This window comes from Streptomyces sp. CA-135486 (assembly GCF_050936555.1).
Lineage (GTDB): Bacteria > Actinomycetota > Actinomycetes > Streptomycetales > Streptomycetaceae > Streptomyces.
On sequence record NZ_JBNJMM010000002.1, the window covers coordinates 2,807,220 to 2,832,666 of the forward strand.

A 25,447-nucleotide genomic window follows, 5' to 3' on the forward strand; every position below is an offset into this window, starting at 1 on the left:
GTGCGCATAGCCGTAACTGGTTCGATCGCAACGGACCACCTGATGGTCTTTCCCGGCCGGTTCACCGAGCAGTTGATCGCCGGCAGCCTCGACAAGGTCTCGCTCTCCTTCCTCGTCGAAGAGCTGGACATCCGGCGCGGCGGCGTCGCCGCGAACATCGCCTTCGGCCTCGGACGGCTCGGCATCGGCCCCTATCTCGTCGGAGCGGTGGGCGCGGACTTCGCCGACTACCAGATCTGGCTCAAGGAGAACGGCGTCGACACCGACTCGGTGCACATCAGCGAGACGCTGCACACCGCGCGCTTCGTGTGCACGACCGACGCCGACAACAACCAGATCGGCTCCTTCTATCCCGGAGCCATGAGCGAAGCCCGCACCATCGAGTTGGCCCCGGCGCGGGACCGGGCCGGCGGTCTTGACCTGGTGGTGATCTCGCCCAATGACCCCGGCGCGATGATCCGCCACACCCGGGAGTGCAACAGCCTGGGACTGGCCTTCGCCGCCGACCCGTCCCAGCAACTCGCCTTCCTGCAACGCGACGATGTGCGCGAACTGCTCGCCCATCCCGCCTATCTGTTCACCAATGAGTACGAGAGCGTGCTCATCCAGGAGAAGACGGGCTGGACCGAGCAGCAGATCCTGGGCCGGGTCGGCACCTGGGTCACCACCCGGGGCGCGGACGGCGTCCACATCGCACGCGCCGGGCTGCGGCCCGTCGAGGTGCCGGCGGTGCCGCCGAACGGGACCCTTGAGCCGACCGGTGCCGGTGACGCCTTCCGGGCGGGCTTCCTCGCGGCGACCGCCTGGGGCCTGGGCCTTCAGAGCGCGGCCCATCTGGGCAGCGCACTGGCCACGACCGTGCTGGAAACCACGGGCCCGCAGCCGTCCGAGCTGAACGGCGGCGAGCTGCTGGCACGCATCCGTGCCACCTACGGAGAAGATGCCGCCGCCGAGCTGGCTCCGCACGTGGCGGCACTGGGATGAGCGGGACCCGTGCCGACGCCCTGCGCGAGGCCTTTGCCACCCGTGTGGTGGTGGCGGACGGGGCCATGGGCACCATGCTCCAGGCGCAGGATCCGTCGATGGAGGACTTCGAGAACCTCGAGGGCTGCAACGAAATCCTGAATGTGACGCGTCCGGACATCGTGCGGGCGGTCCACGAGGCCTATTTCGAGGTCGGCGTGGACTGCGTCGAGACGAATACGTTCGGCGCGAACTTCGCCGCGCTGGGGGAGTACGACATTCCTGAGCGGGTGTACGAGCTGTCGGAGGCGGGCGCGCGGATCGCGCGTGAGGTCGCCGACGAGTTCACCGCGTCGACCGGGCAGCAGCGCTGGGTGCTGGGCTCGATGGGGCCCGGTACCAAGCTGCCGACCCTGGGCCACGCCCCGTACGTCACGCTGCGCGATGCCTATCAGCAGAACGCCGAGGGCATGATCGCGGGCGGCGCGGATGCGCTCCTGGTGGAGACGACCCAGGATCTGCTGCAGACCAAGGCGGCGGTCCTGGGCGCCCGCCGGGCCCTGGACCGGACGGGAGCGAACCTTCCGCTGCTGTGCTCGGTGACGGTCGAGACGACGGGGACGATGCTGCTGGGCTCGGAGATCGGGGCGGCGCTGACCGCGCTGGAGCCGCTGGGCATCGACATGATCGGGCTGAACTGCGCGACCGGTCCGGCGGAAATGAATGAACACCTGCGCTATCTGGCCCGCCATGCGCGGACCAGGGTGTCGGCCATGCCCAACGCCGGCCTGCCGGTGCTGGGCAAGGACGGCGCGCACTACCCGCTCAGCCCCGCCGAACTGGCCGACGCCCATGAGGCGTTCGTACGTGAGCACGGTCTGTCGCTGGTCGGTGGCTGCTGTGGTACGACGCCGGAGCATCTGCGCCAGGTCGTGGAGCGCGTACGCGATCTGACTCCGACCGAGCGCGAGCCGCGGCCGGAGCCCGGTGCGGCGTCGCTGTATCAGACGGTGCCGTTCCGCCAGGACACGTCGTATCTCGCGATCGGTGAGCGGACGAACGCGAATGGGTCGAAGAAGTTCCGTGAGGCCATGCTGGACGGCCGCTGGGACGACTGTGTGGAGATGGCGCGCGACCAGATCCGCGAGGGCGCGCATCTGCTGGATCTCTGTGTGGACTATGTCGGCCGGGACGGTGTGGCGGACATGGCGGAGCTGGCCGGGCGTTTCGCCACCGCGTCGACTCTGCCGATCGTGCTGGACTCCACCGAAGTCGATGTCATCCGGGCCGGGTTGGAGAAGCTCGGCGGCCGCGCGGTCATCAACTCCGTCAACTACGAGGACGGAGACGGCCCCGAGTCGCGGTTCGCGAAGGTGACTGCCCTGGCCTGTGAGCACGGCGCCGCGCTGATGGCGCTCACCATCGACGAGGAGGGCCAGGCCCGTACGGTCGAGAACAAGGTCGCCATCGCCGAGCGGATCATCGCGGACCTCACAGGGAACTGGGGAATCCACGAGTCGGACATCCTTATCGACACGCTGACGTTCACGATCTGCACCGGCCAGGAGGAGTCCCGCAAGGACGGCATCGCCACCATCGAGGCCATCCGTGAGCTGAAGCGGCGGCATCCCGATGTGCAGACCACGCTGGGTCTGTCGAACATCTCCTTCGGTCTGAACCCGGCCGCACGGATCGTGCTGAACTCCGTGTTCCTGGACGAGTGTGTGAAGGCCGGCCTGGATTCGGCGATCGTGCACGCGTCCAAGATCCTGCCCATCGCCCGGCTGGAGGAGGAGCAGGTCAAGGTCGCGCTGGATCTGATCCACGACCGGCGTGCCGAAGGCTATGACCCGCTCCAGAAGTTCCTCGAACTCTTCGAGGGCGTCGACACCAAGTCGATGAAGGCGGGCAAGGCACAGGAACTCCTTGCCCTGCCGCTGGAGGAACGCCTCAAGCGGCGCATCATCGACGGCGAGAAGAACGGCCTGGAACAGGATCTGGACGAAGCGCTGACCACACGTCCCGCTCTGGAGATCGTCAACGACGTCCTGCTCGAGGGTATGAAGGTTGTCGGTGAGCTGTTCGGTTCCGGCCAGATGCAGCTGCCGTTCGTGCTGCAGTCGGCCGAGGTGATGAAGAACGCGGTGGCCTATCTGGAGCCGCACATGGAGAAGTCGACTGATTCATCGTCGGGTGGGTCGGGCAAGGGCACGATTGTGCTGGCCACGGTGCGTGGTGACGTCCATGACATCGGCAAGAACCTGGTCGACATCATTCTGTCCAACAACGGCTACAACGTGGTGAATCTGGGTATCAAGCAGCCGGTGTCGGCGATCCTGGAGGCGGCCGAGGAGCACCGGGCCGATGTGATCGGGATGTCGGGTCTGCTGGTGAAGTCCACGGTGATCATGAAGGAGAACCTGGAGGAGCTCAACCAGCGCAAGATGGCCGCCGACTACCCGGTGATCCTGGGCGGGGCTGCGCTGACCCGGGCGTATGTCGAGCAGGACCTGCACGAGATCTACGAGGGCGAGGTCCGCTACGCCCGCGACGCCTTCGAGGGCCTGCGCCTGATGGACGCCCTGATCGCCGTGAAGCGCGGCCTCCCCGGGGCCGTCCTGCCCGAACTCAAGCAGCGCCGGGTGGCCAAGCGTGACACCCCCGTCCTTGAAGTCACCGAGCCCGAGGGCGCGGCCCGTTCCGATGTGGCGATCGACAATCCGATTCCCGAGCCGCCGTTCTGGGGCACCCGGGTGATCAAGGGTATCCAGCTCAAGGAGTACGCGTCCTGGCTGGACGAGGGCGCGCTGTTCAAGGGCCAGTGGGGACTGAAGCAGGCCCGGGCCGGCGACGGCCCGACCTATGAGGAGCTGGTGGAGAGGGAGGGCCGGCCGCGGCTGCGCGGCTGGCTGGACCAGCTGCACACGCGCAATCTCCTGGAAGCCGCCGTGGTCTACGGCTACTTCCCCTGCGTGTCCAAGGGCGACGACCTGATCCTGCTCAACGAGGACGGCTCCGAGCGCACCCGCTTCTCCTTCCCCCGCCAGCGCCGTGGCCGTCGGCTCTGCCTCGCCGACTTCTTCCGCCCCGAAGAGTCCGGCGAGACCGATGTGGTGGGTCTGCAGATCGTCACGGTCGGCTCGAAGATCGGTGAAGCCACCGCCGAGCTCTTCGAGTCGGACTCGTACCGCGACTATCTCGAACTGCACGGGCTCTCCGTGCAGTTGGCGGAGGCGCTGGCCGAGTACTGGCACGCCCGGGTGCGCGCAGAGCTCGGCTTCGCGGGCGAGGACCCGGCCGATGTGGAAGACATGTTCGCGCTGAAGTACCGGGGCGCGCGGTTCTCGCTCGGTTACGGTGCGTGCCCGGACCTGGAGGATCGCGCCAAGATCGCGTCGCTCCTCGAACCGGAGCGGATCGGTGTCCAGCTGTCGGAGGAGTTCCAGCTCCACCCCGAGCAGTCCACCGACGCGATCGTCCTCCACCACCCCCAGGCGCAGTACTTCAACGCGGGAAGGGCCCGGCTGTGAGGACTCTGCGAGATGTGCTCGCGGCGGGGGAGCGGTCGTACTCCTTCGAGTTCTTCCCGCCCAAGACCGACGCCGGCGAAGAGCGCCTGTGGGACGCGATCCGCCGTATCGAATCCCTGTCGCCGGTCTTCGTCTCGGTGACGTACGGAGCGGGGGGATCCTCCCGGGACCGCACCGTTGCCGTGACGAAGAGGATCGCCGCACAGACCACCCTGCGCCCGGTCGCCCATCTGACGGCCGTCGGGCACTCGGTGGCCGAACTGCGGCACATTATCGGCCAGTACGCGGACGCCGGCATCCGCGACGTACTCGCCCTGCGCGGCGACCCGCCCGGCGATCCGCAGGGTGCCTGGGTGTCCCATCCGCAGGGACTGACGTACGCCATCGAACTCGTCGAACTCATCAGGGAACTGGGGGACTTCAGTGTCGGCGTCGCCGCCTTCCCCGAGCGTCACCCCCGCTCCCCGGACTGGGACAGCGACATCAGGCACTTCGCGGCCAAGTGCCGTGCGGGCGCCGACTACGCGATCACCCAGATGTTCTTCGACGTGGAGTACTACCTGCGGCTGCGCGATCGGGCCGCGGCGGCGGGGTGCGACACCCCGATCATCCCCGAGATCATGCCGGCCACCGACTACCGGCAGATCAGGCGCTTCGCCGAACTCAGCAACGCGGCCTTTCCGGACGACCTGGCCAGGCGGCTGTTCGCCGCCCGGGACAAGCCGCAGGAAGCTCATCGGATCGGTGTCGACCATGCGATCGCGATGGCGGAGCGACTGCTCGACGAAGGCGCTCCGGGACTGCACTACATCACCCTGAACCGATCGCCTGCGACGGTGGAGATACACCGGGGCGTCACGAAGACGAGGAGTACCCATGCCCTCTCAGTCCGCCACTGACTTCAAGGTGGCCGACCTTTCCCTCGCGGAGTTCGGTCGCAAGGAGATCACGCTCGCCGAGCACGAGATGCCCGGTCTGATGTCGATCCGCAAGGAGTACGCCGCCACCAAGCCGCTCGCCGGCGCCCGGATCACCGGTTCGCTGCACATGACCGTGCAGACGGCCGTGCTGATCGAGACCCTGGTCGCCCTCGGTGCCGAGGTGCGCTGGGCGTCCTGCAACATCTTCTCCACCCAGGACCACGCGGCCGCGGCGATCGCGGCAGCCGGGATCCCGGTCTTCGCCTGGAAGGGCGAGACACTGGAGGAGTACTGGTGGTGCACGGAGCAGGCGCTGACCTGGCCCAACACCCCCACCGGCGGCCCGGCTGCGTCTGATGGTCGGTCCTCGTACCTCGGCCCGAACATGATCCTGGACGACGGCGGTGACGCCACGCTCCTGGTGCACAAGGGCGTCGAGTTCGAGAAGGCGGGCAAGGTTCCCGACCCCTCCACGGCGGACAACGAGGAATTCCGTATCGTCCTGGAGCTGCTGAACCGCTCCACCATCAAGTGGTCCGAACTGGCCTCGGAGATCCGTGGTGTGACGGAGGAGACCACGACGGGTGTGCACCGGTTGTACGAGATGCACCGGGACGGCACTCTGCTGTTCCCGGCGATCAATGTGAACGATGCTGTCACCAAGTCGAAGTTCGACAACAAGTACGGCTGCCGTCACTCGCTGATCGACGGCATCAACCGGGCCACCGATGTGCTGATCGGTGGCAAGACCGCGGTGGTGTGCGGTTATGGCGATGTGGGCAAGGGCTGCGCGGAGTCGCTGCGTGGTCAGGGCGCGCGGGTGATCGTCACGGAGATCGACCCGATCTGCGCGCTGCAGGCGGCGATGGACGGTTACCAGGTGACCACGCTGGACGAGGTCGTGGACAAGGCCGACATCTTCGTGACGACCACGGGGAACAAGGACATCATCATGGCCGCGGACATGGCCAGGATGAAGCACCAGGCGATCGTGGGCAATATCGGCCACTTCGACAACGAGATCGACATGGCCGGTCTGGCGCAGATCGCGGGCATCGTCAAGGACGAGGTCAAGCCGCAGGTGCACACCTGGACCTTCCCCGACGGCAAGGTCCTGATCGTGCTGTCCGAGGGCCGTCTGCTGAACCTGGGCAACGCGACCGGTCACCCCTCGTTCGTGATGTCGAACAGCTTCGCGGACCAGACGCTGGCCCAGATCGAGCTGTTCACCAAGCCCGAGGAGTACCCGACCGACGTCTATGTGCTGCCCAAGCACCTGGACGAGAAGGTCGCCCGGCTCCACCTGGACGCGCTCGGCGTGAAGCTGACCGAACTGCGCCCGGAGCAGGCCGCCTACATCGGTGTCGAGGTCGAAGGCCCGTACAAGTCCGACCACTACCGCTACTGACCGGTGCCCCCGAGCAGCAGCTGATCAACCCCCAAGACCAGGCCCCCGCCTATCCCCCGGGCGGGGGCCTGACCTATCCCCGTTCGCGTTCCGCCCGCCTCAGCGCATCGAATCGATGGCCCATTCCGCCACGAGTGCCACCGCGACACAGACACCCAGCACCGCGGTGGCCACCCGAGTGCGCCCCTGTCGGCTGAGGACCAGCGCGCTGCCGGAGAGGATCAGTGCGAAGCCGTAGAAGCCCATGGTCAGCACCGAGTGGGTGCTGCCGAGCCGCAGTACGAGAGTGACCCCCACGGCGATCATGATGACCGCGGAGAGAGCAATCCGTACGTGGCGTGCCTGACGTGGTGTGAGCCCCTGCCGATCCGGGCTCGAATTGGCTTCTGACATGCTCGGAAGACTAGCCGCCCGGTCCCCGTGGAGGGTGCCAGGGCTGCACTCCGGTCAGCTCACGCGCCGCGCGCACTGCCGACGCCCACCGGCCACCGGGGAGTGGTTCCGGTGAGCTGGCAGGCCATCAGATAGAGCGGAATCGGCGGGGTGTAGGGGCTGGTGTCGTCGAGTCGGCGGATCAGCCGGGGCCTGGTCGCCGGTACGTACGCCCCGCGGGCGTAGTGCGACGGCAGCGGCCAGGTCAGCTCCTGGTCGGAGCCCGCGGGCACGATCCACCACCACCAGCCGGCGTCGGCGAAGACGCAGCCGTGCCGCGGCAGTCGGCCGAGCAGCCGGAAGCCGTATCGTGCGGGCACGCCCACGGCGTCGCAGCCCAGATCGGCCGACAGCGGGGACGGGAGGACGAGCCGGGTCATCCGGGACTCGCTCTCGTGGCGGCGGCTCCGTGCGAGGAGCACCGCCAGGTTCTTCAGCACGGCCTCTCCGCGCCGTACGGAAAGTCCGCTCGAAATTCCGCTCCGTACGCAGCTTCCGAGCGCTGCAGTTCCGCCCAGACGACGCGGCCCGAACCGTGCTTCGCGTGGTACGCGCCCCACGCGCTGCTCACCGCCTCGACCAGCAGCAGCCCGCGTCCGCGTTCCTCCTCGATGCCGTGGCACACATGAGGCTCCGCGGGCGAGGAGCCCTGGTCCTGCACGGTGATGCGCAAGTGCTCGGGGCCGTTGAGCAGTTCGCAGGCCAACAGGTGGCCATCGGTGTGCACGACCGCGTTGGTGACCAGCTCGGAGACGACGAGCATCGCCGTGTCGTGCAGATCCCCGCCTATGTGCCAGCAGCGGAGCCGCTCGCGCGCGAGCTTTCTGGCTCTGGCGACGAATTCGGCGCGCGCGGGCAACTCGAAGCCATACCGGCGGTGGTCGGCCCCCGAGCATGGGTCCACGAGCTGGGCGGTGAGCGCGTCACGGTTCACAACGACCACTGTCCCGCTGCAATGGACACCTTGGCAAGGGTCACTCTGAAAAAGTCAGAGTGGTCGTATTCATCGTGGCAGGGGCGTGGCACACTGCTCGCAACAGCACGTGGGGAGGTCTCGAAGTGAGTGAACCGCGGTCCGCCCCCACCGTGGGTCAGGTAGTTCTGGGCAAGCGCCTGCAGGATCTGCGGGAGCGAGCCGGACTCAGGCGCGAAGAAGCGGCACGGGTGCTTCGCGTGGCCGCAGGCACCATCCGCCGGATGGAAACCGCCGAGGTTGCGCTGAAGATCCCTTATGTTCAGCTGCTGCTGAATGCGTACGGGATCACCGACGACGAGGCCCGCGGTTTTATCGAGCTGGCTGAAGAGGCCAATAAGCCCGGTTGGTGGCAGCGCTTTCACGATGTTCTGCCGGGCTGGTTCAGCATGTACGTCAGCCTGGAGGGCGCGGCCGGCCTCATCCGCGCCTATGAGCCGCACTTTGTGCCAGGTCTGCTGCAGACCGAGGACTACGCCCGGGCGATCATGCTCGGCGGAGCCGTCGGACAGACCGATCCGGCCGACATCGATCGCCATGTGGCGCTTCGGATGGAACGCCAGGCCCTGCTCACCAGCCCCGACGCACCCAAGTTCTGGGTGATCATGGACGAGACGGTGTTCCGCCGACCCGTCGGCAGCCCGGGCGTCATGCGAGCACAGATCGACAAACTGCTCGAAGGCGCCCAGCTGCCCCATGTCACCCTGCAGATCGCGGAGTTCGCGACCGGACACCACCCCGGCACCTATGGGCCGTTCGTGCTGTTCCGGTTCGCCGTCCCCGAGCTCCCGGACATGGTCTACAGCGAGTATCTGACCGGCGCGGTCTATCTCGACGCGCGTCCCGAGGTCGCCTCGCATCTGGAGGTTCTGGACCGCATGGCGGCTCAGGCCGCGACTGCGCAACGCACGAAGGAGATCCTCAGGGATCTCCGCAAGGAGCTGTGAATGGACCACATCTACAACGGCATGCCGGCCGCCGAGCTGGGCGACGAGGGCTGGCGCAAGCCGTGGAGCGGCGGCAACGGCGGAAACTGCTTCGAGACCATGAAGCTTGCCGACGGCCGGGTCGCCGTACGTCAGTCCGCGGACCCGGACGGCCCCGCGCTGATCTACACCCCCAACGAGATCGCTGCGTTCATCGAGGGGGCCAAGTCCGGGCAGGCGGACTTCCTGCTGCCCGAGGGCTCGGCGGACGCGGCCTGACCCCGCGCCCTCTGTCGGGCGCGGGACGCAGACCGCGAGCGGTGATCCGGTTCCGCCGTACGCGTGCCGTCGGCAGGGCCTGGCCGTTCAGCCGGTCGCGGCCGGCGGCGGGAGCAGCGTCGCCAGGAAGGACTGGGACGCCGAGACATTGCCGGCCGAGTCGATCGTCCGGTACTCGATCGTGTGGGTGCCGTAGTCGGGAGTGGCGTCGTCCCACGGAACCGCGCGCGTCCTGCCCAGCTTGCCGTAGACGAGGTTGTCGATCACTGTGCCGCCGGGGGTGAAGCGGTACGGCGCGTCCGCGTCGGTCGGCCAGCCGTAGTACGTCTGCCAGCCGTCGCCGTCGACCCGGAACTGCGCGACCACGGAGCGGCCCTCGTTGTCGCGTGCCGTCAGCTTCATCGTGAACGGCCCGTCGTAGACGTACTCCACCGGCCTGCCCGGCCGTTCCACCGTGCGCAGCGGCTTCGACAGCGCGTACGCACCCGCTGCCGGTGTGGCGTCGACCGTCCAGGTCAGCATGAGTCCGGAGCCCGCGATCCGGGCCGCAAGGGTGTGGGTGCCGGGACGCAGCCGCAGCGCGCCCAGATCGAGATCGCGGTCGTTGCCGGGGTTCGCCACCGGCCGCCCGTCGAGCGTCCAGCGGACCGCCGGGGTCCGGTCGACGGGGTGGGTGGTGTCGGCGTACACGACCGACGCCGCGCCCAGCGGGGCCTTGGTGTCGGTGTGACTGGTGAACGCGGCCCGGACCGGCTCCCGAGGGGTCGTGAGGGCCGTGTCCACACTCCAGGAGACGGTGCGCGTCAGTGCGGCCGACGTACGGATCGCGGGGTCACGCACGAATGGCGTGGGATCGGTGACGGTCGCCGTCAGCGAGTGCGTGCCGGGGGAGAGTTGGAGCCGGCGCAGATCCAGCGTGCGGGCACCGTCGGCGAGAGGCAGCGGACGGCCGTCGAGCCACCATACGAGATCGAGCTCACCGCCCACCGGATGCAGGGTGTCCACCCACACGGTGCGGTCGTCGCCGATCGCTGCGGTGTTGGGGGTGTGGTCCTGCACGAGATTCACCTTGGCGGAGATCTTCTGGACCATGACCTCACGCCCGACCTGGTCGAAGGCGTAGCCGAGGGTCTTCATGATCGAGTGCTTGCTGGGCCGCCAGACCCCCTTGGTGCTGTACATCCCGCCCTCGAAGGCGCCGATGACCCCGCCGGACTCGCTCTTCTCACCCAGCCAGCGCCACCACTTGGCCCGCTGCCGCTTCATCTGCTCCTCGGTGAGCAGGGTGTGGTGGACGGAGGAAGGCTCTCCGCCGTCGTAGGCGTCTCCGGGGACGCCCCGGGCGTAGTAGTCGTACTCGTCCTGGAGTTTGCCCAGCGAGTGGCCGATCTCGTGCGGAGTGATCAGCGAGGAGAGCGCATTGCCGCCGGACGCCGTGGCGAAGGTGCCGCCCGCGCCGCCGTAGGTGTCGCTGTTGGCGAGCGCCACGATCTGCCGGTTGGCGCTCGTGGAGCCGGGGACGAGATCGGCGAGAGCGGTCGCCGAGGTGCTGTCGACGGTGAGCAGGCGCCGCACGCTGTTCGCCTCGCAGCCGCCCCAGAAACCCATGCCCAGGGCGGTGTCACGGCGCGGTGAGTCCAGTGACGGGTCGCAGTCCACGCCGGACTCGGCCGAAGGGACCTCCACCGCCCAGACGTTGACGTAGGAGCGGTAGGAGGCGAAGGGCTCGGTGGACCAGAGCACATTGAGATGTTTGTCGACGTCGGCGCGGAAGGCCGGCATCTCCTCGGCGGTGTAGCCGTCGCCGAGGACGATGATGTTGAAGCGCTTGTCGGCGGCGCCTGTGGTCTGGACGGGCACCACCGTGGCGGCCTCGGTGACGGGGGTGTCGGCCGCCGTCGCGGGGGTGGCGGCCAGCAGGCCGGTGGTGAGCAGCGCGCCCGCGGTGGCGAGCGCGGCTGCTCTTCGTAAGCGTGTGCCGGGTGAGGTCATGGGGACGGAGCGTAGGGCGGTGCCCAACGGGCCGTAAAGACAGCCGAGTTGGCCATGAGGTTCCCCCGTGCGGCCGGCCTCGGTCGACCATCACTCGGACCGCAGCGTGACATTGACATACCGGCTCACGGTGGTGCGTCAAGGCCATCAGGACGAGCGTTGGGTGTTCACTCTCCGTGGGACGACAAGTCCTTTGCGGATGTGTTCACCTCCCCCGCCCCCGACCCTGATCGACTCGGGCAACTCGTGCATCTGGTCCGCACCCTGCTGGAAGAGTGGCGGGACACCAAGGAGCACAATCGGCGGTCGGCGAAGATGGGGCGCCAATTGCCCTGAGCCGCTGCTGCGCTTCGTGACGTCGGTTTCCGGGACCTGGTTGTGGTCCTGGGAACCGACGTTGTCGTTGTACGGGCGAGTGGTGACATCGGAGGCGTCGCCGACCCGGCTTCCTGGGCTACCGGGCCTGGCGGCGCAGTACGCGGCCGGCGAGCACCGCGCCGGCCGCGACCGCGTACACCGTGGTGCCCAGCCCGTCCGGCTTGACGCCCATGTACACGCCGACGTACTTCGCGGCTCCCGCGACCGCGACCGCCAGCCACTCCCACCGCCCGTCGAGCGCCACCAGAGCGACCAGCAGCAGCGCGTACCAGGAGTAGCCCGGGGTCAGCAGCAGGAATGCCGTACCGGTCACCAACAGTGCGCCGCTCCAGGGGCGTTCGGGATCGCCGCGCCATATGACGTGGACGGTGACGGCCAGCAGGACGAGGACCGCGGCACCCGGAGCCCAGCCGTCCGGGAGCACCAGCCGCAGCAGCGCGAAACGGTTGTCGGCCGAGGGGTCGTCGTACCCCTCCTCCTCCATATAGCCGCCGAGGAAACCGAGGACCGAGCTGTCGGAGGCGAGGACGTACGGCAGATAGCTCACCGCCACCACGGCTGCCGCGGGCAGCAGCACGGCCGCTGCATCGCGCACCCGCCGCACACCGGACAGCGCGCCCGGCAGCACCACGGCGGGCAGCAGCTTGGTGACGATCGCCGCGCCGAGCAGCGCCCCGCCCGCCATGCGCCGCCGCACTCCCTGGGGGTGTCTTTCGGATCTTGCCGGGCTCGCGGGCCCTGGCACGGCACCTCGCCGCGTTGTCGTCAGTCGCCGATGCTCCCCCGTAGCCCTTCGGGCACGGAAGGAACGTTCATCGCCGGACCCCGCTCGCTGGTCCGGCCTGATCCAACAGACACCCGCCAGACCCACGACCGCGAGCAGCGCGCCGAGCACATCGGCGTGCGCGTTGTTCACGGCCTCGATGGGCACGATCGGACACCACGCCCAGTACGCCGCACGGCGCGGATCGCCGCGTCTGCGCAGGACGAGCAGCAGCGCCGCGGTGGTGGCGAGGGACAGCAGCGCGCCGCCCGTCTGCAGCGCCTTGTGGCGCGCGCCGTCCGGCGAGAGTTCGTGGACGAGCAGAAAGTACCCCTCCGCCACCGGCGGGTAGATGGTGTGCACCTGCGGCCGGTTGATCCGGGTGCAGTGCGCCTCGCCCACGGGGCCGGGGACGGGCGCCCGGTCCGGACCCGTGCAGCCTGTCCCGGTGGGAAACAGCCAGTCGTCGCGCAGCCCGGCGAGCGCCGGGTCGGCGGGGGCGTGGTCGTACGGCGAGATCCCGGCCGCCTGCACCCTGCCGTCCCAGGCGTAGCGGTACGAGTCGGTGCTGGTGCGCGGGGGAGCGAGCAGCCCGGTCGCGGCGACGGTGACACCGCCCGCGACGATCAGGACCACGGCGTGGCGCAACGGAGCTTTGCGCACGGCGAGGGCCGCCGCCGCGAAGAGCGCCCAGCAGGCGGCGTACCACCAGGCGAGTCCGGCGGGATCGGTGAAGTAGCCGTCCTTGCGGATGGTCAGGGCGAGCACGGCGGTGAGGGCCGCCACCAGGGCGCCGGCGGCGAGGGTACGCGGGTTGATCACACGTTCAGCGTGGCAGCCTGAGCCGGGACGGGCCGTGCGCCGGCCCCTGATGTCCGCATTCCGTAAGGTGTCACGACCGTCCGCGGGGGCCTTGCGGAGGTGTGATGGACACATGAAGCTCCGACCGCCGCGATCGTTCCGAGTGCCCAAGGCAATCCGGGTGCCCCGGCCGCCTCGACTGCCCCGGCTGCCCGCCCTCGCCCCGCCCACTTTCTCGGGCAGGCTGCACGACGCCCGCACGGCCACCTCGCTCGGCCGCTGGCTGGGCGCCGCGATCGCCGTCTGCTTTGTCACCGGCCTGACCAGCCACTATCTGCAGCACCCGCCGGGCTGGCTGGCGGACGTACTGCCGAGCCGTCCGACATGGGGCTACCGGCTGACGCAGGGCCTGCATGTGGCGAGCGGGATCGCGGCGATCCCGCTGCTGCTCGCGAAGCTGTGGACGGTCTATCCCAGGCTCTTCGCCCGGCCACCGCTGCGGTCCGTACGGCATGCGCTGGAGCGGCTCTCCGTGGCGGTGCTCGTCGCCGCCGCCGTCTTCCAGCTCTTCAGCGGCCTGCTCAACACCGTGCAGTGGTACCCGTGGCCGTTCTCCTTCGTACCGGTGCATTTCGCCGTCGGCTGGCTGCTGGTCGGCGCGGTCGTCCTGCACATCGCGGTCAAGTATCCCGAGATCAGGGCGCATTGGAGCAGACGCTCGCCCGGCACACTCGAACTCCCGGCCGCGGACGGGCCGGACCGGCGCTCCCTGCTCACCGGCGTCGCGGCCGCGGTCGGCGCGGTCACGCTGACGACCGTCGGCCAGTCGTTCACCCCGCTGAAGCGCTTCGACCTGCTCGCACCGCGCCATCCCGACCATGGGCCGCAGCAACTGCCGGTCAACCGCACGGCGGCCGCCGCGGGCCTCGCGGGAGTGAGCAGCGTCCACTGGCGGCTGACGGTGCTCGGCAGACACTCCTACCAACTCACCCTCGACGAGCTCACCGCGCTGCCCCAGCACACGGTGACCCTGCCGATCGCCTGCGTGGAGGGCTGGAGCAAGTCGGCCGACTGGACCGGAGTACGCGTACGGGACCTGCTGGAGCGGGCCGGAGCGCGTCCCGGAGCGGCGGTACGGGTGGTGTCGCTGGAGAAGCGTGGCGCCTACCGCGTGATGGAGATGGGCAGCGACTACGCCCGCGATCCGCTCACCCTGCTCGCCCTGCGCCTCAACGGCCAGGTGCTCTCGCTGGACCACGGCTTCCCGGCACGCATCATCGCCCCGAACCGCCCTGGCGTGCTGCAGACCAAATGGGTCACCAGGATGGAGGTCATGTGATGCGGATCGTGACGGGCGCACTGGGCCTCGCCCTCATGGCCGTCGGCGCGGTGCTGCTGGCGACAGGTGGACAGATCAAGGACGTGGCGCTGTGGCTGGCGGGCGCGGTCGTCCTGCACGACGGGATCATCGCGCCGCTGGTGCTCGGCATCGGCCTGTTGCTCGCGGCCGTCCCCGCCCGGGGCACGGTGCGCGGCGCGCTGGTGGTGGCCGGGTGTCTGACGATGGTCGCCCTGCCGGTGCTGCTGCGGCCCGGGCGGCCGACGAACCCGTCGGCGCTGCCACTGGACTATCTGCGCAACTGGCTGCTCGTTCTGGCGGCCGTGGCGGTGCTCACCGGCGTACTGCTTCTCGCGCGACGGCTGTGGCGCAGAGTTCCGCGCCGCTGAACTTTTGGCGAACGGCTCGGCCGGGAGGTCGATGTCCCCCGGTGCGTGGGCATAGTGGCAGATGAGGGCCCGTTCCTGGCGGACAGTCGGGCAGGTCGGGCAGGCGGGTCGAGCACGGGGGACGCGGCCATGGTCAGATTCGTCCACAAGCAGTTGGCGTACGCCTCGGTGTGCGTGGTGACGGGGCTGATCGCCCTGGCGGTGGGCATCGCCGTGAACGGACCCGTCAGATTGCCGGGCTGGTGGTTCCCCGTCGCGATGCTGGGGTGGGGGATCGTATGGGGCCTGCTCTCCACGACCAGGCTGCTCAAGGAGGGCGACCTTCCGCTGTTCCGCGCGGCCGTCCCGATCGCGGATCCCGCCACCGCGCTGCCCGCTCCGGCGCAGGGCCGACGCACGCTGCTGAAGTTCTACGGCACGATGTTCGGCTTCTGGATCGTGGTGGCCACGGTGCTCGCCGCGTTCGAACCGCTGGCCGCGGTCTTCAACCTCTTCTGGGCCGTCGACCCGCTGATGCGGGCCGAACGGGCGGCCCGTTGGGAGCGGCGGCGCGGGGTGCTGCTGTGGCAGGGCGACGTCGACCAGGAGGTGCAGCCGGTACCGGCCGGTCAGCCGCCCGTGTTCACCACGGCGCGGCGGCGCGGCCCGAGCACCTTCTGGGCACGTCTTGTGGATCAGGCGCGGCGCAGCGCGACGAAGGTGCGCCCGGCCACCGTCCACCGCTCGGCCGCCGGGACCTCCCAGCCGGTGGATCGCGCGTAGTCGAGCAGCGCGGGGGTGCCGACACGCGCCCAGGGGAAGGCCGAGCCCTGCGCACGTCCGCCGTCGAAGACCCGCACCTGCACGCGCTCGTCCACATCGAGCGGGGCCGTCTCGGCGAGCAGCACACCGTCCTCGGCGACCAGGCGCGCGACGCGGGCGAGCAGGGCGTGCGGGTCGCCGCCGATGCCTATGTTGCCGTCGATGAGCAGGGCGGTTCCCCAACTCCCCTCACGGGGAAGCGGATCGAAGACCGAACGGTGCAGCGCGCTGCCGCCCGTGCGCAGGGTGCGGGCCACCGCTTCGGGGCTCACATCGATGCCGAGTGTCGGCCTGCCCAGCGCGGCCAGCGCGGCGACGAGCCTGCCGGGACCGCAGCCGATGTCGAGCACCGCGCCCCGGCACCGCCCGAGCACGGTCAGATCGGCGGCGTCCGGCGCGGCACACCAGCGTTCGACCTCCAGGGGCAGCAGCCAGCCGTCCAGACGGCGCAGGAACAGCGGGCCCCGGCCGGTGCGCAGAGCGTCGGTGTACGGATCGGCCTGCCAGGCGGGGGCGGTCATCGCACCCCTGTCCCGGCGAGCGCGGCCAGCGCCATGGCGAACCCGGTGCCCGGTGCCTCCGCCGCGACCAGGCGTGCGTCCGCCGCGGTGTCGACATCACGCAGGAGCGGCAGCTCGCGCACGCTCAGTCCGGCCCGGTCCAGCCGGTGCCGCTGGACCGCCCCGGTCTCGGGCACGGACATCGGCACTCCCCGCAACAGCGCGGGATCGGGCTCGGCCATCCCGAGCGCCCAGAACCCGCCGTCGACGGCCGGTCCGAACGAGGCCTCTCCCGCAGCCAACTCCAGTCCTGTGGTGAGGAGTTCAGCGGTGATCTGCGGAGTGTCCATACCGACCAGCAGCGTGGGCCCCGTACAGAGCCCGAAGGCCTGGGCCAGCCGCACATCGAGCCCGCCCGCACACTGCGGCACGACCTCGAACCCGGCCGGCAGCCAGTCGCCGCGCGCACCGTCGAGCACGAGAAGCCGACGGCGTACGGGAGTGGTGAGCACGACGTCCAGGGTGTCCCGGAGCGCGGCCTCGGCGAGCCGGGCGGCCTCCGCGGGCGAGTAGGCGGGACAAAGCCGTGTCTTGACCCGCCCGGCGACGGGGGCCTTGGCGATGACGACGAGCGTGCCGGGGGCGTGTCGGGCCGTCATCGCACCCCACCCGCGACCTCGCTCATCGGGCGCTCCGACAGCACTGCCCGCATGTCCCTGACCGCCTGCCAGGTGCCCCGCCATGTGCCCGTCACCTTCGACTTTCCCGATCTCGGCAGATACGGGACGTCCCCCTCCGTCACCCGCCAGCCCGCGTCCGCCGCGCGGACCACCATCTGGAGCGGGTAGCCGCTGCGCCGGTCCGTCAGGTCCAGGGCCAGCAACTCCTCGCGGCGCGCCGCACGCATCGGTCCCAGGTCGCGCAGCCGCAGGCCGGTTCGGCGGCGCAGCATCCGTGCCAGCGCCAGATTTCCCGCGCGGGCGTGCGGCGGCCAGGCGCCCCGGCCCTGCGGGCGCCGTCGTCCCAGCACCAAGTCGGCCTCACCGTCGATCAGTTGGCGTACGAATCCGGTCAGCAGCCCCGGGTCCAGCGAGGCGTCACAGTCGCAGAAGCACACATACTCCGCCTCCGCGGCGAGCAGTCCCGCATGGCACGCTGCCCCGAAGCCGCGCCGCTCCTCGTGCACCACGCTCGCGCCGAGTCCGCGGGCGATCACGGCCGAGCCGTCCGTCGAGCCGTTGTCCACGACGATCGCGCGCCAGCCCGGCGGGATCCGCTCCAGCACCCACGGCAGCGCCTCGGCCTCGTCCAGACACGGCAGAACCACATCCACCCTCATGACGCCGCACCCCGCAGGTCGCTCGCCGCGAACTGGGCCATGCCCTCCGCGAAACCGACCCGCGCCTTCCAGCCCAGCTCCGCCCGCAGCCGCCGCGAGTCCGCGGTAATGTGCCGGACATCGCCAAGACGGAACTCCCCGGTGACCACCGGCGCCGGACCGCCGTGGGCCGAGGCGAGCGCGTCGGCCATCTCGCCCACCGTGTGCGGTGTCCCGCTGCCGGTGTTGTACGCGGTGAGCACGCCCGGCTCGCGGCCGCGCACCGCTTCCAGCGCGATCGCGTTCGCGTCCGCGACATCCCGGACATGGACGAAGTCCCGCCGCTGCCGCCCGTCCTCGAAGACCCGTGGCGGCTCGCCCCGTTGCAGCGCGGAACGGAAGAAGGAGGCCACCCCGGCGTACGGGGTGTCGCGCGGCATCCCCGGCCCGTACACATTGTGGTAGCGCAGGGCCACCGCCCGGCCGCCCGTCGCTCTGGCCCACGCCGCGGCCAGGTGCTCCTGGGCCAGTTTCGTCGTCGCGTACACATTGCGCGGGTCCATCGGCGCGTCCTCGCCCACCAGACCCGACGCCAACTCCGCGCCGCACTCGGGGCACAGCGGCTCGAAGCGGCCGGACGCGAGGTCGGCGGCGGCGCGCGGGCCTGGCCGCACCCGGCCGTGCAGCCGGCAGTCGTAGCGGCCCTCGCCGTAGACGACCATGGAACCGGCGAGCACCAGATCGGGCACGCCCGCCTCGGCCATCGCCGCAAGGAGCACCGCCGTGCCCAGGTCATTGCAGCCGACGTACTCCGGTGCGTCCGCGAAGTCCTTGCCGAGCCCGACCATCGCGGCCTGATGGCAGACCGCGTCCACGCCGCGCAGCGCCGGCGACAGCAGTGTCCGGTCCCGCACGTCCCCGAGGATCCACTCGGCCTCCGACAGCGGCGGGGGTTCCGGATGGGCCGCCGGGAGCAGGGCGTCGAGTACGACCGGGTCATGGCCGCGGGCGGCGAGCGCCGTGACGACCTGCGAGCCGATGAAGCCCGCGCCTCCTGTGACGAGTACACGCATACTGGCGACGCTACGACCCGGAACCCCGCTGATCGCCGTCGCACGCCGTGCCGTCACAGGTCCGTAAGGACTTCTCCGCGCCAGTCCAGACCCTTGTGTCCGCACTGACCGGGCCAGGTCGGCGCCGCGAGCTGCCTGCCGATACGCCGCCCCGGGCCCTGGTTCGCGTGGCCTTGCGACTCTGCTACGCCGCCTGGGGCGAGAGGGCGGCGGCCATATGTACGGCGGAATGCAGCCGGGCGCCTGGAACAACGGAGCGTACGGCTGTCTCACCATCAGCAGGGCCGACCGGACCCGGCAGTACGTCCATGTCACCGCCAAGCCGGCGTCCGGGCGACGAGGTGAAGAAAGATCCGCGACAACGGCTACCGAGCGGGTCACCGAACTCCGGACCGGCAAGCGCATGTCGTTCGATCAGCGGGGCGGCAGCCACACCGGCCGTCCGGATGTCATGTGGTCGCAATCCGTACGCAAGACCTTCGGCCGGGACCATGTCGTGCTGCGGGACGTAACGCTCGATGTCGCGACGCACACCGTGACCGCGCTGATCGGCGCCTCCGGCTCGGGCAAGTCGACGCTGCTGCGATGCGCGAATCTGCTGGAGGAGATCGACGACGGGGCGATCTTCCTCGACGGCGAGGAGATCACCGACCCGCGGGCCGACCCCGATGCGGTACGCCGCCGGATAGGCGTCGTCTTCCAGGCGTACAACCTCTTCCCGCACATGACGGTGCTGGAGAACATCACGCTTGCCCCGCGGCGGGTCCTCGGCGTGCCGCGCGCGGAGGCCGAGGAGCGGGCCCGCGAACTGCTGGCCCGCCTCGGCCTCGGCGACAAGGCGGGGGAGGATCCCGACCGGCTCAGCGGCGGCCAGCAGCAGCGCGCCGCGATCGTCCGCGCACTCGCGGTCCGCCCGCGGCTGCTGCTCCTCGATGAGATCACCGCGGCGCTCGACCTCGAGCTGGTCGGCGAGGTGCTCTCGGTCGTACGGGACCTCTCACCCCAGGTCGAAGGCGTTCCGCAGTCCCAGCCGGTACCGCGCGCGGTCATGGCGCTTCATCCGCTCGATCTCCGGAGCGCTGAAGAGCTTCTGTACGGTGCACCGCGCCGCGGTCGAACCCGCCCTGTCCAAGAGGGCGTTGACCGCCGCGCGGGCCGAGGCGTTCGCGCCCTCCATCGTCGCCAGGTCGATGTCCACGGCCACGTAGTCGCCCGCCAGGAAGAAGTTGGGGATCCGGGTGGCGGCCTGCGGACGGTTGTGGAACGTGCCGACGGGGTGGATCAACAGCTCGTCCTCATTGGTCGGGTGGGGCGTGCCGAGGCCGTCCACGCCCGGGTCCAGGAACCAGGAGTGGAGCGCGCTGTCCTTGAGTACCGTGCGGCCGGTGTCGTTGACCGCGGCCTTCAGCTGCGCCCACACCTCTCTCGCGACCTCGGTACGAGTGCACTGCTTGGCCGTCTTCCCGTACAGAATCCCGGGCCTGTCCCACTCGGAGATGTCCACCGACAGACAGTCCACCGCGACTCCGTCGCCGTAGTCGACGGGGAAGTTCCGGGACGGCCAGTGCCCGGCCTGCTGAATGGCCGTCAGGGACCAGGGGGAGTCGATGCAGTTGAGGTGGCCGTGCGGCAGGGGCGCCTGCTCGGTCAGATAGAACTGGATGCCCGTCATCCAGTCCGTCTCCAGCTTGTCGCAGCGGGCAAGCTGGGGGTCTGCCGCACGAAGATCGGCTCCCCAGGTCCGCCGCGCGTGCTCCACCGGCATCGCGGACATGTAGTGATCGGCGGTCACCGAACGGCGCACCCCCTGAGGGTCCTCGATCACGGCGGCCGCCACCTTGCCGGCGGCGTACTTCACTTCCCGTACCGTCCAGCCGACCCGGAAGTCCACGCCCAGCTTCTTCAGATGGTCCACCCAGGGGTCGATCCAGGCCTCGTTGGTGGGGGCGTTGAGTATCCGGTCGAGCGGTCCGTCGGCGCCCCGGCCGAGCGCGTTGAAGACGAAGGCCTCAAGGAGCGTGGCGACCGTACGGGTGCTGGCCTCCTCGGCCTTGGTGGCGACGATGTTCCGGGTGAGGCCGACGGCCAGGATGCGCTGGTAGTCGTAACTCATCTGCTCGGCCCGGATGAACTCCCACCAGGGCGTGCTCTCCCATGCCTCGTCGCGCCGCTCGGCGCAGCTGGTGAGGAAGACCAGCCCCCGGTTGACGAAGTACGCCGTCTCGTGGGCCGGGATGCCCCGGACGGTTTCCAGCATTCCGGTGAGCGCACGGCGGATCTCGTCGAGTGACAGGTCCGCGGGCTGGTGACCCGGCCAGGGGAGTGGGATCCGTAAGTCCTCGCGGCCGGTGCGCGCGAACGACATCTCCGCCGGCGCCACCAGGTTGTCCCAGACGCCGTTGGCGTTTCCGGGGAAGGGAATGCGCCTCATCGTGTCCGGCAGATTGTGGTAGATGCCGGGGATGAAGCGGAAGCCGTGCTCCGCGGGGAGGGGTCCCCGGCCGCCCTTCGCGCTGTTCGGGACGTCCATGCTGCGGGCCTTGCCGCCCAGTGCCCTGCACTCGTAGACCGTGACCTGGAATCCGCGTTCGGCCAGCTCATGGGCGGCGGTGAGGCCGGCCACCCCGCCGCCGAGCACGGCGACCGACGGGGCGGCCCGGGTGCCGTCCCCCGTGGTGCGCCCGGCCGCCGCCGCGGTGCCTGCCGCGGCCAGAGCCGCCGTGCCGGCGACTGCGGCGGCCCCCGCTCCCGCCATGAAGGTGCGTCGTGTGCTGCCCACCTGATCCCTCCCCCTTACCGACGGTAACTGTCGGCTTCGGCGCAGGAGCATACGGAGATCGCCCATGACCCGGAAGCCATGCGTGGGCCCATTCGTTCAATGGCTGGAAAATGGAACCATGTCCCGACGCAGCTCCCGCTCCCGCGGCCAGGCCCCCGCCCTCGCCGACACCTCGCCCTGCCCGTGCGGGCTGCCCGCCGCCTATGGCGAGTGCTGCGGCCGCTTCCACTCGGGGGAGTCGGCCGCCCCCACCGCCGAACTGCTGATGCGCTCCCGCTACAGCGCCTTCGCGGCCGGGAACGAGGAGTATCTGCTGCGTACCTGGCACCCCTCCACCAGACCGCGGCACCTCGAACTCGACCCGGGAATGCACTGGACGGGGCTGGAAATCCTGGACACCACGGACGGCAGCGCCTTCCACTCGTCCGGCACGGTCACCTTCCGGGCCCGCTACCGGCACCACGGGAAGCGCGGCGCGCTGCAGGAGCGCAGCCGCTTCGAGCGCCGGAACAGCGCATGGGTCTATGTGGACGGGATCTTCGTGGAGTGAGCGGGGCTCCCGGGCCGGGGTCGAGCGAGTCCCCGGTCAGTGAGCGCGCGACGGCTTGATGATCAGTCGCGGGTTGTAGGCGGCCAGGATCTTGTTGGCCATTGCCAGCGTGGACAGGGCGTGCTCACGGTCCGCCCGGTCCTCGGCGCACAGCGGGGCACGGAACCGGGTCGCCTCGCGTGCGGCGCACTCGGCGTCGATCTCCGCCTGCAGAATGTCGATCGGCATGCAGGAACCGATCAGCGCGGCGACGCGATCGGGGATCGGTACCGGAATGAGGGGCGACGCGGTCACGTGTAGTCCTTCTTCTTCTCTGTCGAGCGCCGGAGGTCGGCGGCCCACCCCTTCATACGTACCGGACACGCTTCCGGATTCGACGGCGGGGATGTCTCTGTGCGGCAACCGTTTCGGATCACCTGTTGATTCCCAGGACGCGGGAGTACGTCGACTCCCGCGTCGGTGCTGAGACCCCGTCAACTCCCCGCCCGCGAGCCACGATCAGAAGTCGACGGCACTGCGCGACCCGCCCGGCCGGCTGTCTCCGACAGCACCGCGGACATACCATACGCGAACGCGGACCAGGCACCCCAATCGATCATCGTTCGTCGCAAAAGCGACGACTGGGAGTGGCGGGGCCGTGCTCACTGGCCGGGGGCGGAAAACACCTCGGCCAGGTCGTACCGGACCGGCTCCTCCAGCTGCGCGTAGGTGCATTCCGCGGGGGTGCGGTCCGGCCGCCAGCGGCGGAACTGCGCCGTGTGCCGGAATCGGTCGCCCTCCATGTGGTCGTACGCGACCTCGATCACCCGCTCCGGCCGCAGCGCCACCCACGACAGGTCCTTCTTGCCCGTCCAGCGGCTCAGCGCTCCGGGCAGCCGGGCGCTCTCATGGGCGCTCTCCTCGGCCCACGCCGCCCAGGGGTGGCCGTCCGGAGGGTCCATCAGCAGCGGCTCGAGCTCCTCGATCAGCTCCTCGCGGCGCTTCATCGAGAAGGCGGCACAGACGCCGACGTGCTGGAGCGCGCCCGAGTCGTCGTACAACCCGAGGAGGAGTGAGCCGACGATGGGGCCGCTCTTGTGGAAGCGGTATCCGGCCACGACCGTGTCCGCCGTGCGTTCGTGCTTGATCTTGAACATCAGCCGGGCGTCCGGCCGGTACGGCAGGTCCAGCGGCTTGGCGATGATCCCGTCGAGCCCGGCGCCCTCGTACCGCTCGAACCACTCCTGCGCCAGCGCGGCGTCGGTGGTGGCGGGCGCGAGGTGCACGGGCGGTGCGGCGCCTACCAGTGCGGCGGCCAGCGTGGTGCGCCGGACCGAGAGCGGGGCGTCCAGCAGGGCCTCGTCACCGATGGCGAGCAGATCGAAGGCGACAAAACTCGCGGGGGTCTGCTCGGCGAGCAGCCTCACCCTGGAATCGGCCGGGTGGATGCGTTCCGTGAGCCGGTCGAAGTCCAGCCGTCCCTCGTGGGCGATGACGATCTCGCCGTCGACGACACAGCGCTCGGGGAGATTGGCCAGCAGATCGGCGGCCAGCTCGGGGAAGTAGCGGGTGAGCGGCTTGCCGGTCCTGGAGCCGATCACCAGCTCGTCGCCGTCCCGGTGGACGATCGCCCGGAAGCCGTCCCATTTGGCCTCGTACTGCATACCCGGTGGGATCTTCTTCACGGGCTTGGCCAGCATGGGCTTCACGGGTGGCATCACGGGCAGATCCATACGCCGATTGTCCAATATGCGATGAATCTCGGCACGGCCTACGCTGACGGGCATGGCCGGTGCGATGGAACTGGAAGTGGGCGAGCGAACCGTACGCGTGTCCAATCCCGACAAGGTCTACTTCCCCGAGCGCGGCTACACCAAGCTGGACATGGTCCGCTACTACCTCGCTGTCGGCGACGGCATCACCCGTGCCCTGCGGAACCGGCCCACCACCCTGGAGCGCTACCCCGACGGAGTGACCGGCGAGTCCTTCTTCCAGAAACGCGCTCCCAAATACCTCCCCGACTGGATTCCGACCGCCCACATCACCTTCCCCAGTGGCCGGTCCGCGGACGAGATGTGTCCGACGGAACCCGCCGCCGTGCTGTGGGCCGCCAACCTCGGAGCCGTCACCTTCCACCCCTGGCCCGTACGCCGCGACGACACCGACCACCCCGACGAGCTGCGCATCGACCTCGACCCGCAGCCCGGTACGGACTACGCGGACGCCGTGCACGCCGCCCATGAACTGCGGGCAGTCCTGGACGAGGCAGGGCTGCGCGGCTGGCCCAAGACATCCGGCGGACGCGGGATCCATGTCTTCGTACCGATCGAACCGCGCTGGACCTTCACCCAGGTCCGGCGTGCGGCGATCGCCGTCGGCCGGCAGCTGGAGCGCCGTATGCCGGACCGGGTCACCATCAAGTGGTGGAAGGAGGAGCGTGGCAAGCGGATCTTCGTCGACTACAACCAGACGGCCCGGGACCGCACCATCGCCTCCGCCTACTCCGTACGTCCCCGCCCGCACGCCCCGGTCTCCGCGCCCCTGCGCTGGGACGAGATCGACGACGCCGTGCCGCAGGACTTCGACATCAAGACGATGACCACGCGGTACGCCGAGCTGGGCGATGTCCACGCGGACATGGACGACCGCCGCTTCAGCCTGGAGAGCCTGCTGGAGCTGGCCCGCCGGGACGAGGCGGAACACGGCCTGGGTGATCTGCCGTACCCGCCGGAGTATCCGAAGATGCCGGGCGAGCCGAAGCGGGTCCAGCCGAGCAGGGCCCGGCCCGACGACGCCTGAGCGCGTCGCGCCGGGGCCCGGTTTCGTACTACAGCTCCTTGACCCGGATATCGCGGTACGAGATCACACACGAAGACACCGCTGTTGGCCTTGCCGTTGCCCCGCGCGTCGTCCCGCCACTGCAGCTTCAGCGAGAAGTCCCCGTACTGCCGCTGCGGGAACCACAGCATGCCGAGGCCGCCCCTGGTGGTGCCGCTCGTCATCGACCCGTCGGCGCCCACGCCGAACGAACCACCGCCCACATGCTGCCACTTGCTGAACGATGCCTGCGTGCCGTCGACAACAAGATCACGGGCCCGGCGGACTCGTTCGGCTTCCAGGTCGTCGCGGGCGAGCATGTGGGCGCGGGGCGTGGATGTACCACTGCCATGTCCAGAGCCACTCCGACATGGCATGGCCGGGCTGTTTCTGGTGGCGAAGCCGGACGGCACGATTCCGGGATACGAGCAGCACCACCCGGCGGGCGCGAACCCGGAACCGGGCGCGGATCCGGAAGCGGATCCGGACACCGACGCGAAGACGGGCGGCCACAACCACTGAGCATTCAGACCCAGG

General features: G+C 69.8%; 24 protein-coding genes and 3 pseudogenes. 14 read left to right on the top strand and 13 right to left on the bottom strand.

All coding sequences use genetic code 11. From position 1 onward, the window contains the following. From ACQEVG_RS32210 to ahcY, 4 genes are read left to right on the top strand one after another with little or no spacing between them, the layout of a single operon-like run. Positions 1 to 984, top strand: a complete 984-nt coding sequence (locus ACQEVG_RS32210) for a carbohydrate kinase family protein (RefSeq protein WP_432990359.1) — start codon at positions 1 to 3, stop codon at positions 982 to 984. Further along, positions 981 to 4,493, top strand: a complete 3,513-nt coding sequence (gene metH, locus ACQEVG_RS32215) for a methionine synthase (RefSeq protein ID WP_432990361.1) — start codon at positions 981 to 983, stop codon at positions 4,491 to 4,493. Before ACQEVG_RS32210 ends, metH begins: the two co-directional genes overlap by 4 nt. After that, complete coding sequence (gene metF, locus ACQEVG_RS32220) at positions 4,490 to 5,392, top strand: methylenetetrahydrofolate reductase [NAD(P)H] (RefSeq protein WP_432990363.1); 903 nt, start codon at positions 4,490 to 4,492, stop codon at positions 5,390 to 5,392. The genes metH and metF overlap by 4 nt, the downstream gene beginning before the upstream one ends. Further along, on the top strand, positions 5,370 to 6,821 hold the full coding sequence (gene ahcY, locus ACQEVG_RS32225; protein ID WP_432990365.1) for an adenosylhomocysteinase: 1,452 nt from the start codon (positions 5,370 to 5,372) through the stop codon (positions 6,819 to 6,821). The genes metF and ahcY overlap by 23 nt, the downstream gene beginning before the upstream one ends. A gap of 99 nt (positions 6,822 to 6,920) precedes the next feature. Here ahcY and ACQEVG_RS32230 read toward each other — a convergent pair whose 3' ends face one another. Genes ACQEVG_RS32230 through ACQEVG_RS32240 form a run of 3 tightly spaced genes read right to left on the bottom strand, consistent with a single transcriptional unit; the run spans position 6,921 to position 8,187 of the window. Beyond that, complete coding sequence (locus tag ACQEVG_RS32230) at positions 6,921 to 7,214, bottom strand: hypothetical protein (protein WP_432990367.1); 294 nt, start codon at positions 7,212 to 7,214, stop codon at positions 6,921 to 6,923. A 59-nt stretch (positions 7,215 to 7,273) separates the two neighbouring features. Beyond that, complete coding sequence (locus tag ACQEVG_RS32235) at positions 7,274 to 7,693, bottom strand: hypothetical protein (RefSeq protein WP_432990369.1); 420 nt, start codon at positions 7,691 to 7,693, stop codon at positions 7,274 to 7,276. After that, on the bottom strand, positions 7,687 to 8,187 hold the full coding sequence (locus ACQEVG_RS32240; RefSeq protein WP_432990371.1) for an ATP-binding protein: 501 nt from the start codon (positions 8,185 to 8,187) through the stop codon (positions 7,687 to 7,689). Before ACQEVG_RS32240 ends, ACQEVG_RS32235 begins: the two co-directional genes overlap by 7 nt. A gap of 125 nt (positions 8,188 to 8,312) precedes the next feature. On the opposite strand from ACQEVG_RS32240, the gene ACQEVG_RS32245 reads away from it, so the two are divergent. Both ACQEVG_RS32245 and ACQEVG_RS32250 read left to right on the top strand, forming a co-directional pair. Further along, on the top strand, positions 8,313 to 9,173 hold the full coding sequence (locus ACQEVG_RS32245; RefSeq protein ID WP_432990373.1) for a helix-turn-helix domain-containing protein: 861 nt from the start codon (positions 8,313 to 8,315) through the stop codon (positions 9,171 to 9,173). Beyond that, positions 9,174 to 9,431: a DUF397 domain-containing protein gene (locus tag ACQEVG_RS32250; protein ID WP_432990375.1), complete on the top strand. Its 258-nt coding sequence runs from the start codon at positions 9,174 to 9,176 to the stop codon at positions 9,429 to 9,431. Between the two features lie 87 nt (positions 9,432 to 9,518). Here ACQEVG_RS32250 and ACQEVG_RS32255 read toward each other — a convergent pair whose 3' ends face one another. Continuing rightward, the gene (locus ACQEVG_RS32255) at positions 9,519 to 11,423 is read right to left on the bottom strand and encodes a M64 family metallopeptidase (RefSeq protein WP_432990377.1); all 1,905 of its coding nucleotides are present in this window, start codon (positions 11,421 to 11,423) and stop codon (positions 9,519 to 9,521) included. A 159-nt stretch (positions 11,424 to 11,582) separates the two neighbouring features. Between ACQEVG_RS32255 and ACQEVG_RS32260 the strand changes: the two genes are divergently transcribed. Continuing rightward, positions 11,583 to 11,759, top strand: a complete 177-nt coding sequence (locus tag ACQEVG_RS32260; protein ID WP_432990379.1) for a hypothetical protein — start codon at positions 11,583 to 11,585, stop codon at positions 11,757 to 11,759. A gap of 118 nt (positions 11,760 to 11,877) precedes the next feature. On the opposite strand, the gene ACQEVG_RS32265 is transcribed toward ACQEVG_RS32260, so the two are convergent. Then, on the bottom strand, positions 11,878 to 13,386 hold the full coding sequence (locus ACQEVG_RS32265) for a glycosyltransferase 87 family protein (protein WP_432990381.1): 1,509 nt from the start codon (positions 13,384 to 13,386) through the stop codon (positions 11,878 to 11,880). Between the two features lie 112 nt (positions 13,387 to 13,498). Here ACQEVG_RS32265 and ACQEVG_RS32270 point away from each other — a divergent pair, with 112 nt between their 5' ends. The 3 genes from ACQEVG_RS32270 to ACQEVG_RS32280 all read left to right on the top strand — a co-directional run bounded on the left by ACQEVG_RS32270 (position 13,499) and on the right by ACQEVG_RS32280 (position 15,855). Continuing rightward, positions 13,499 to 14,704, top strand: coding sequence for a molybdopterin-dependent oxidoreductase (locus ACQEVG_RS32270; RefSeq protein ID WP_432990383.1), 1,206 nt, complete (start codon positions 13,499 to 13,501; stop codon positions 14,702 to 14,704). Then, positions 14,704 to 15,093 carry a hypothetical protein gene (locus ACQEVG_RS32275; RefSeq protein WP_432990385.1) on the top strand — a complete coding sequence of 130 codons (390 nt, stop codon included), beginning with the start codon at positions 14,704 to 14,706 and terminating at the stop codon, positions 15,091 to 15,093. The genes ACQEVG_RS32270 and ACQEVG_RS32275 overlap by 1 nt, the downstream gene beginning before the upstream one ends. A 129-nt stretch (positions 15,094 to 15,222) precedes the next feature. Next, on the top strand, positions 15,223 to 15,855 hold the full coding sequence (locus tag ACQEVG_RS32280; RefSeq protein WP_432990387.1) for a hypothetical protein: 633 nt from the start codon (positions 15,223 to 15,225) through the stop codon (positions 15,853 to 15,855). Here ACQEVG_RS32280 and ACQEVG_RS32285 read toward each other — a convergent pair. From ACQEVG_RS32285 to ACQEVG_RS32300, 4 genes are read right to left on the bottom strand one after another with little or no spacing between them, the layout of a single operon-like run. Beyond that, positions 15,768 to 16,415: a methyltransferase domain-containing protein gene (locus ACQEVG_RS32285; RefSeq protein WP_432990389.1), complete on the bottom strand. Its 648-nt coding sequence runs from the start codon at positions 16,413 to 16,415 to the stop codon at positions 15,768 to 15,770. The two genes, ACQEVG_RS32280 and ACQEVG_RS32285, sit on opposite strands and share 88 nt — an antisense overlap. Continuing rightward, entirely contained in the window at positions 16,412 to 17,053 is a 642-nt protein-coding gene (locus ACQEVG_RS32290; RefSeq protein WP_432990391.1) for a TIGR04282 family arsenosugar biosynthesis glycosyltransferase, read from the bottom strand. Before ACQEVG_RS32290 ends, ACQEVG_RS32285 begins: the two co-directional genes overlap by 4 nt. Then, complete coding sequence (locus ACQEVG_RS32295; RefSeq protein WP_432990393.1) at positions 17,050 to 17,733, bottom strand: glycosyltransferase family 2 protein; 684 nt, start codon at positions 17,731 to 17,733, stop codon at positions 17,050 to 17,052. The genes ACQEVG_RS32290 and ACQEVG_RS32295 overlap by 4 nt, the downstream gene beginning before the upstream one ends. Continuing rightward, a complete protein-coding gene (locus ACQEVG_RS32300) occupies positions 17,730 to 18,785 on the bottom strand; it encodes an NAD-dependent epimerase/dehydratase family protein (RefSeq protein ID WP_432990395.1) in 1,056 nt (351 codons plus the stop codon). Before ACQEVG_RS32300 ends, ACQEVG_RS32295 begins: the two co-directional genes overlap by 4 nt. A 403-nt stretch (positions 18,786 to 19,188) precedes the next feature. On the opposite strand from ACQEVG_RS32300, the pseudogene ACQEVG_RS32305 reads away from it, so the two are divergent. Next, positions 19,189 to 19,783: pseudogene (locus ACQEVG_RS32305) on the top strand (amino acid ABC transporter ATP-binding protein); the annotation flags it as partial. Here the strand turns inward: ACQEVG_RS32305 and ACQEVG_RS32310 are convergent. Next, a complete protein-coding gene (locus tag ACQEVG_RS32310) occupies positions 19,783 to 21,540 on the bottom strand; it encodes a hydroxysqualene dehydroxylase (protein WP_432993063.1) in 1,758 nt (585 codons plus the stop codon). The pseudogene ACQEVG_RS32305 and the gene ACQEVG_RS32310 sit on opposite strands and share 1 nt — an antisense overlap. 142 nt (positions 21,541 to 21,682) lie before the next feature. On the opposite strand from ACQEVG_RS32310, the gene ACQEVG_RS32315 reads away from it, so the two are divergent. Beyond that, complete coding sequence (locus ACQEVG_RS32315) at positions 21,683 to 22,114, top strand: YchJ family protein (protein WP_432990397.1); 432 nt, start codon at positions 21,683 to 21,685, stop codon at positions 22,112 to 22,114. Between the two features lie 36 nt (positions 22,115 to 22,150). Here ACQEVG_RS32315 and ACQEVG_RS32320 read toward each other — a convergent pair whose 3' ends face one another. Together ACQEVG_RS32320 and ACQEVG_RS32325 are read right to left on the bottom strand one after the other, a co-directional pair. Next, positions 22,151 to 22,408 carry a hypothetical protein gene (locus tag ACQEVG_RS32320; RefSeq protein ID WP_432990399.1) on the bottom strand — a complete coding sequence of 86 codons (258 nt, stop codon included), beginning with the start codon at positions 22,406 to 22,408 and terminating at the stop codon, positions 22,151 to 22,153. A gap of 347 nt (positions 22,409 to 22,755) precedes the next feature. After that, a complete protein-coding gene (locus ACQEVG_RS32325; RefSeq protein WP_432990401.1) occupies positions 22,756 to 23,826 on the bottom strand; it encodes an ATP-dependent DNA ligase in 1,071 nt (356 codons plus the stop codon). A gap of 52 nt (positions 23,827 to 23,878) precedes the next feature. On the opposite strand from ACQEVG_RS32325, the gene ligD reads away from it, so the two are divergent. Continuing rightward, complete coding sequence (gene ligD, locus ACQEVG_RS32330; protein WP_432990403.1) at positions 23,879 to 24,892, top strand: non-homologous end-joining DNA ligase; 1,014 nt, start codon at positions 23,879 to 23,881, stop codon at positions 24,890 to 24,892. A gap of 68 nt (positions 24,893 to 24,960) precedes the next feature. Here the strand turns inward: ligD and ACQEVG_RS32335 are convergent. Next, positions 24,961 to 25,170 (bottom strand): annotated as a pseudogene (locus ACQEVG_RS32335) (family 16 glycoside hydrolase); the annotation flags it as partial. On the opposite strand from ACQEVG_RS32335, the pseudogene ACQEVG_RS32340 reads away from it, so the two are divergent. Next, positions 25,162 to 25,432: pseudogene (locus tag ACQEVG_RS32340) on the top strand (multicopper oxidase domain-containing protein); the annotation flags it as partial. The pseudogenes ACQEVG_RS32335 and ACQEVG_RS32340 sit on opposite strands and share 9 nt — an antisense overlap. Between the last annotated feature and the right edge of the window lie 15 nt (positions 25,433 to 25,447).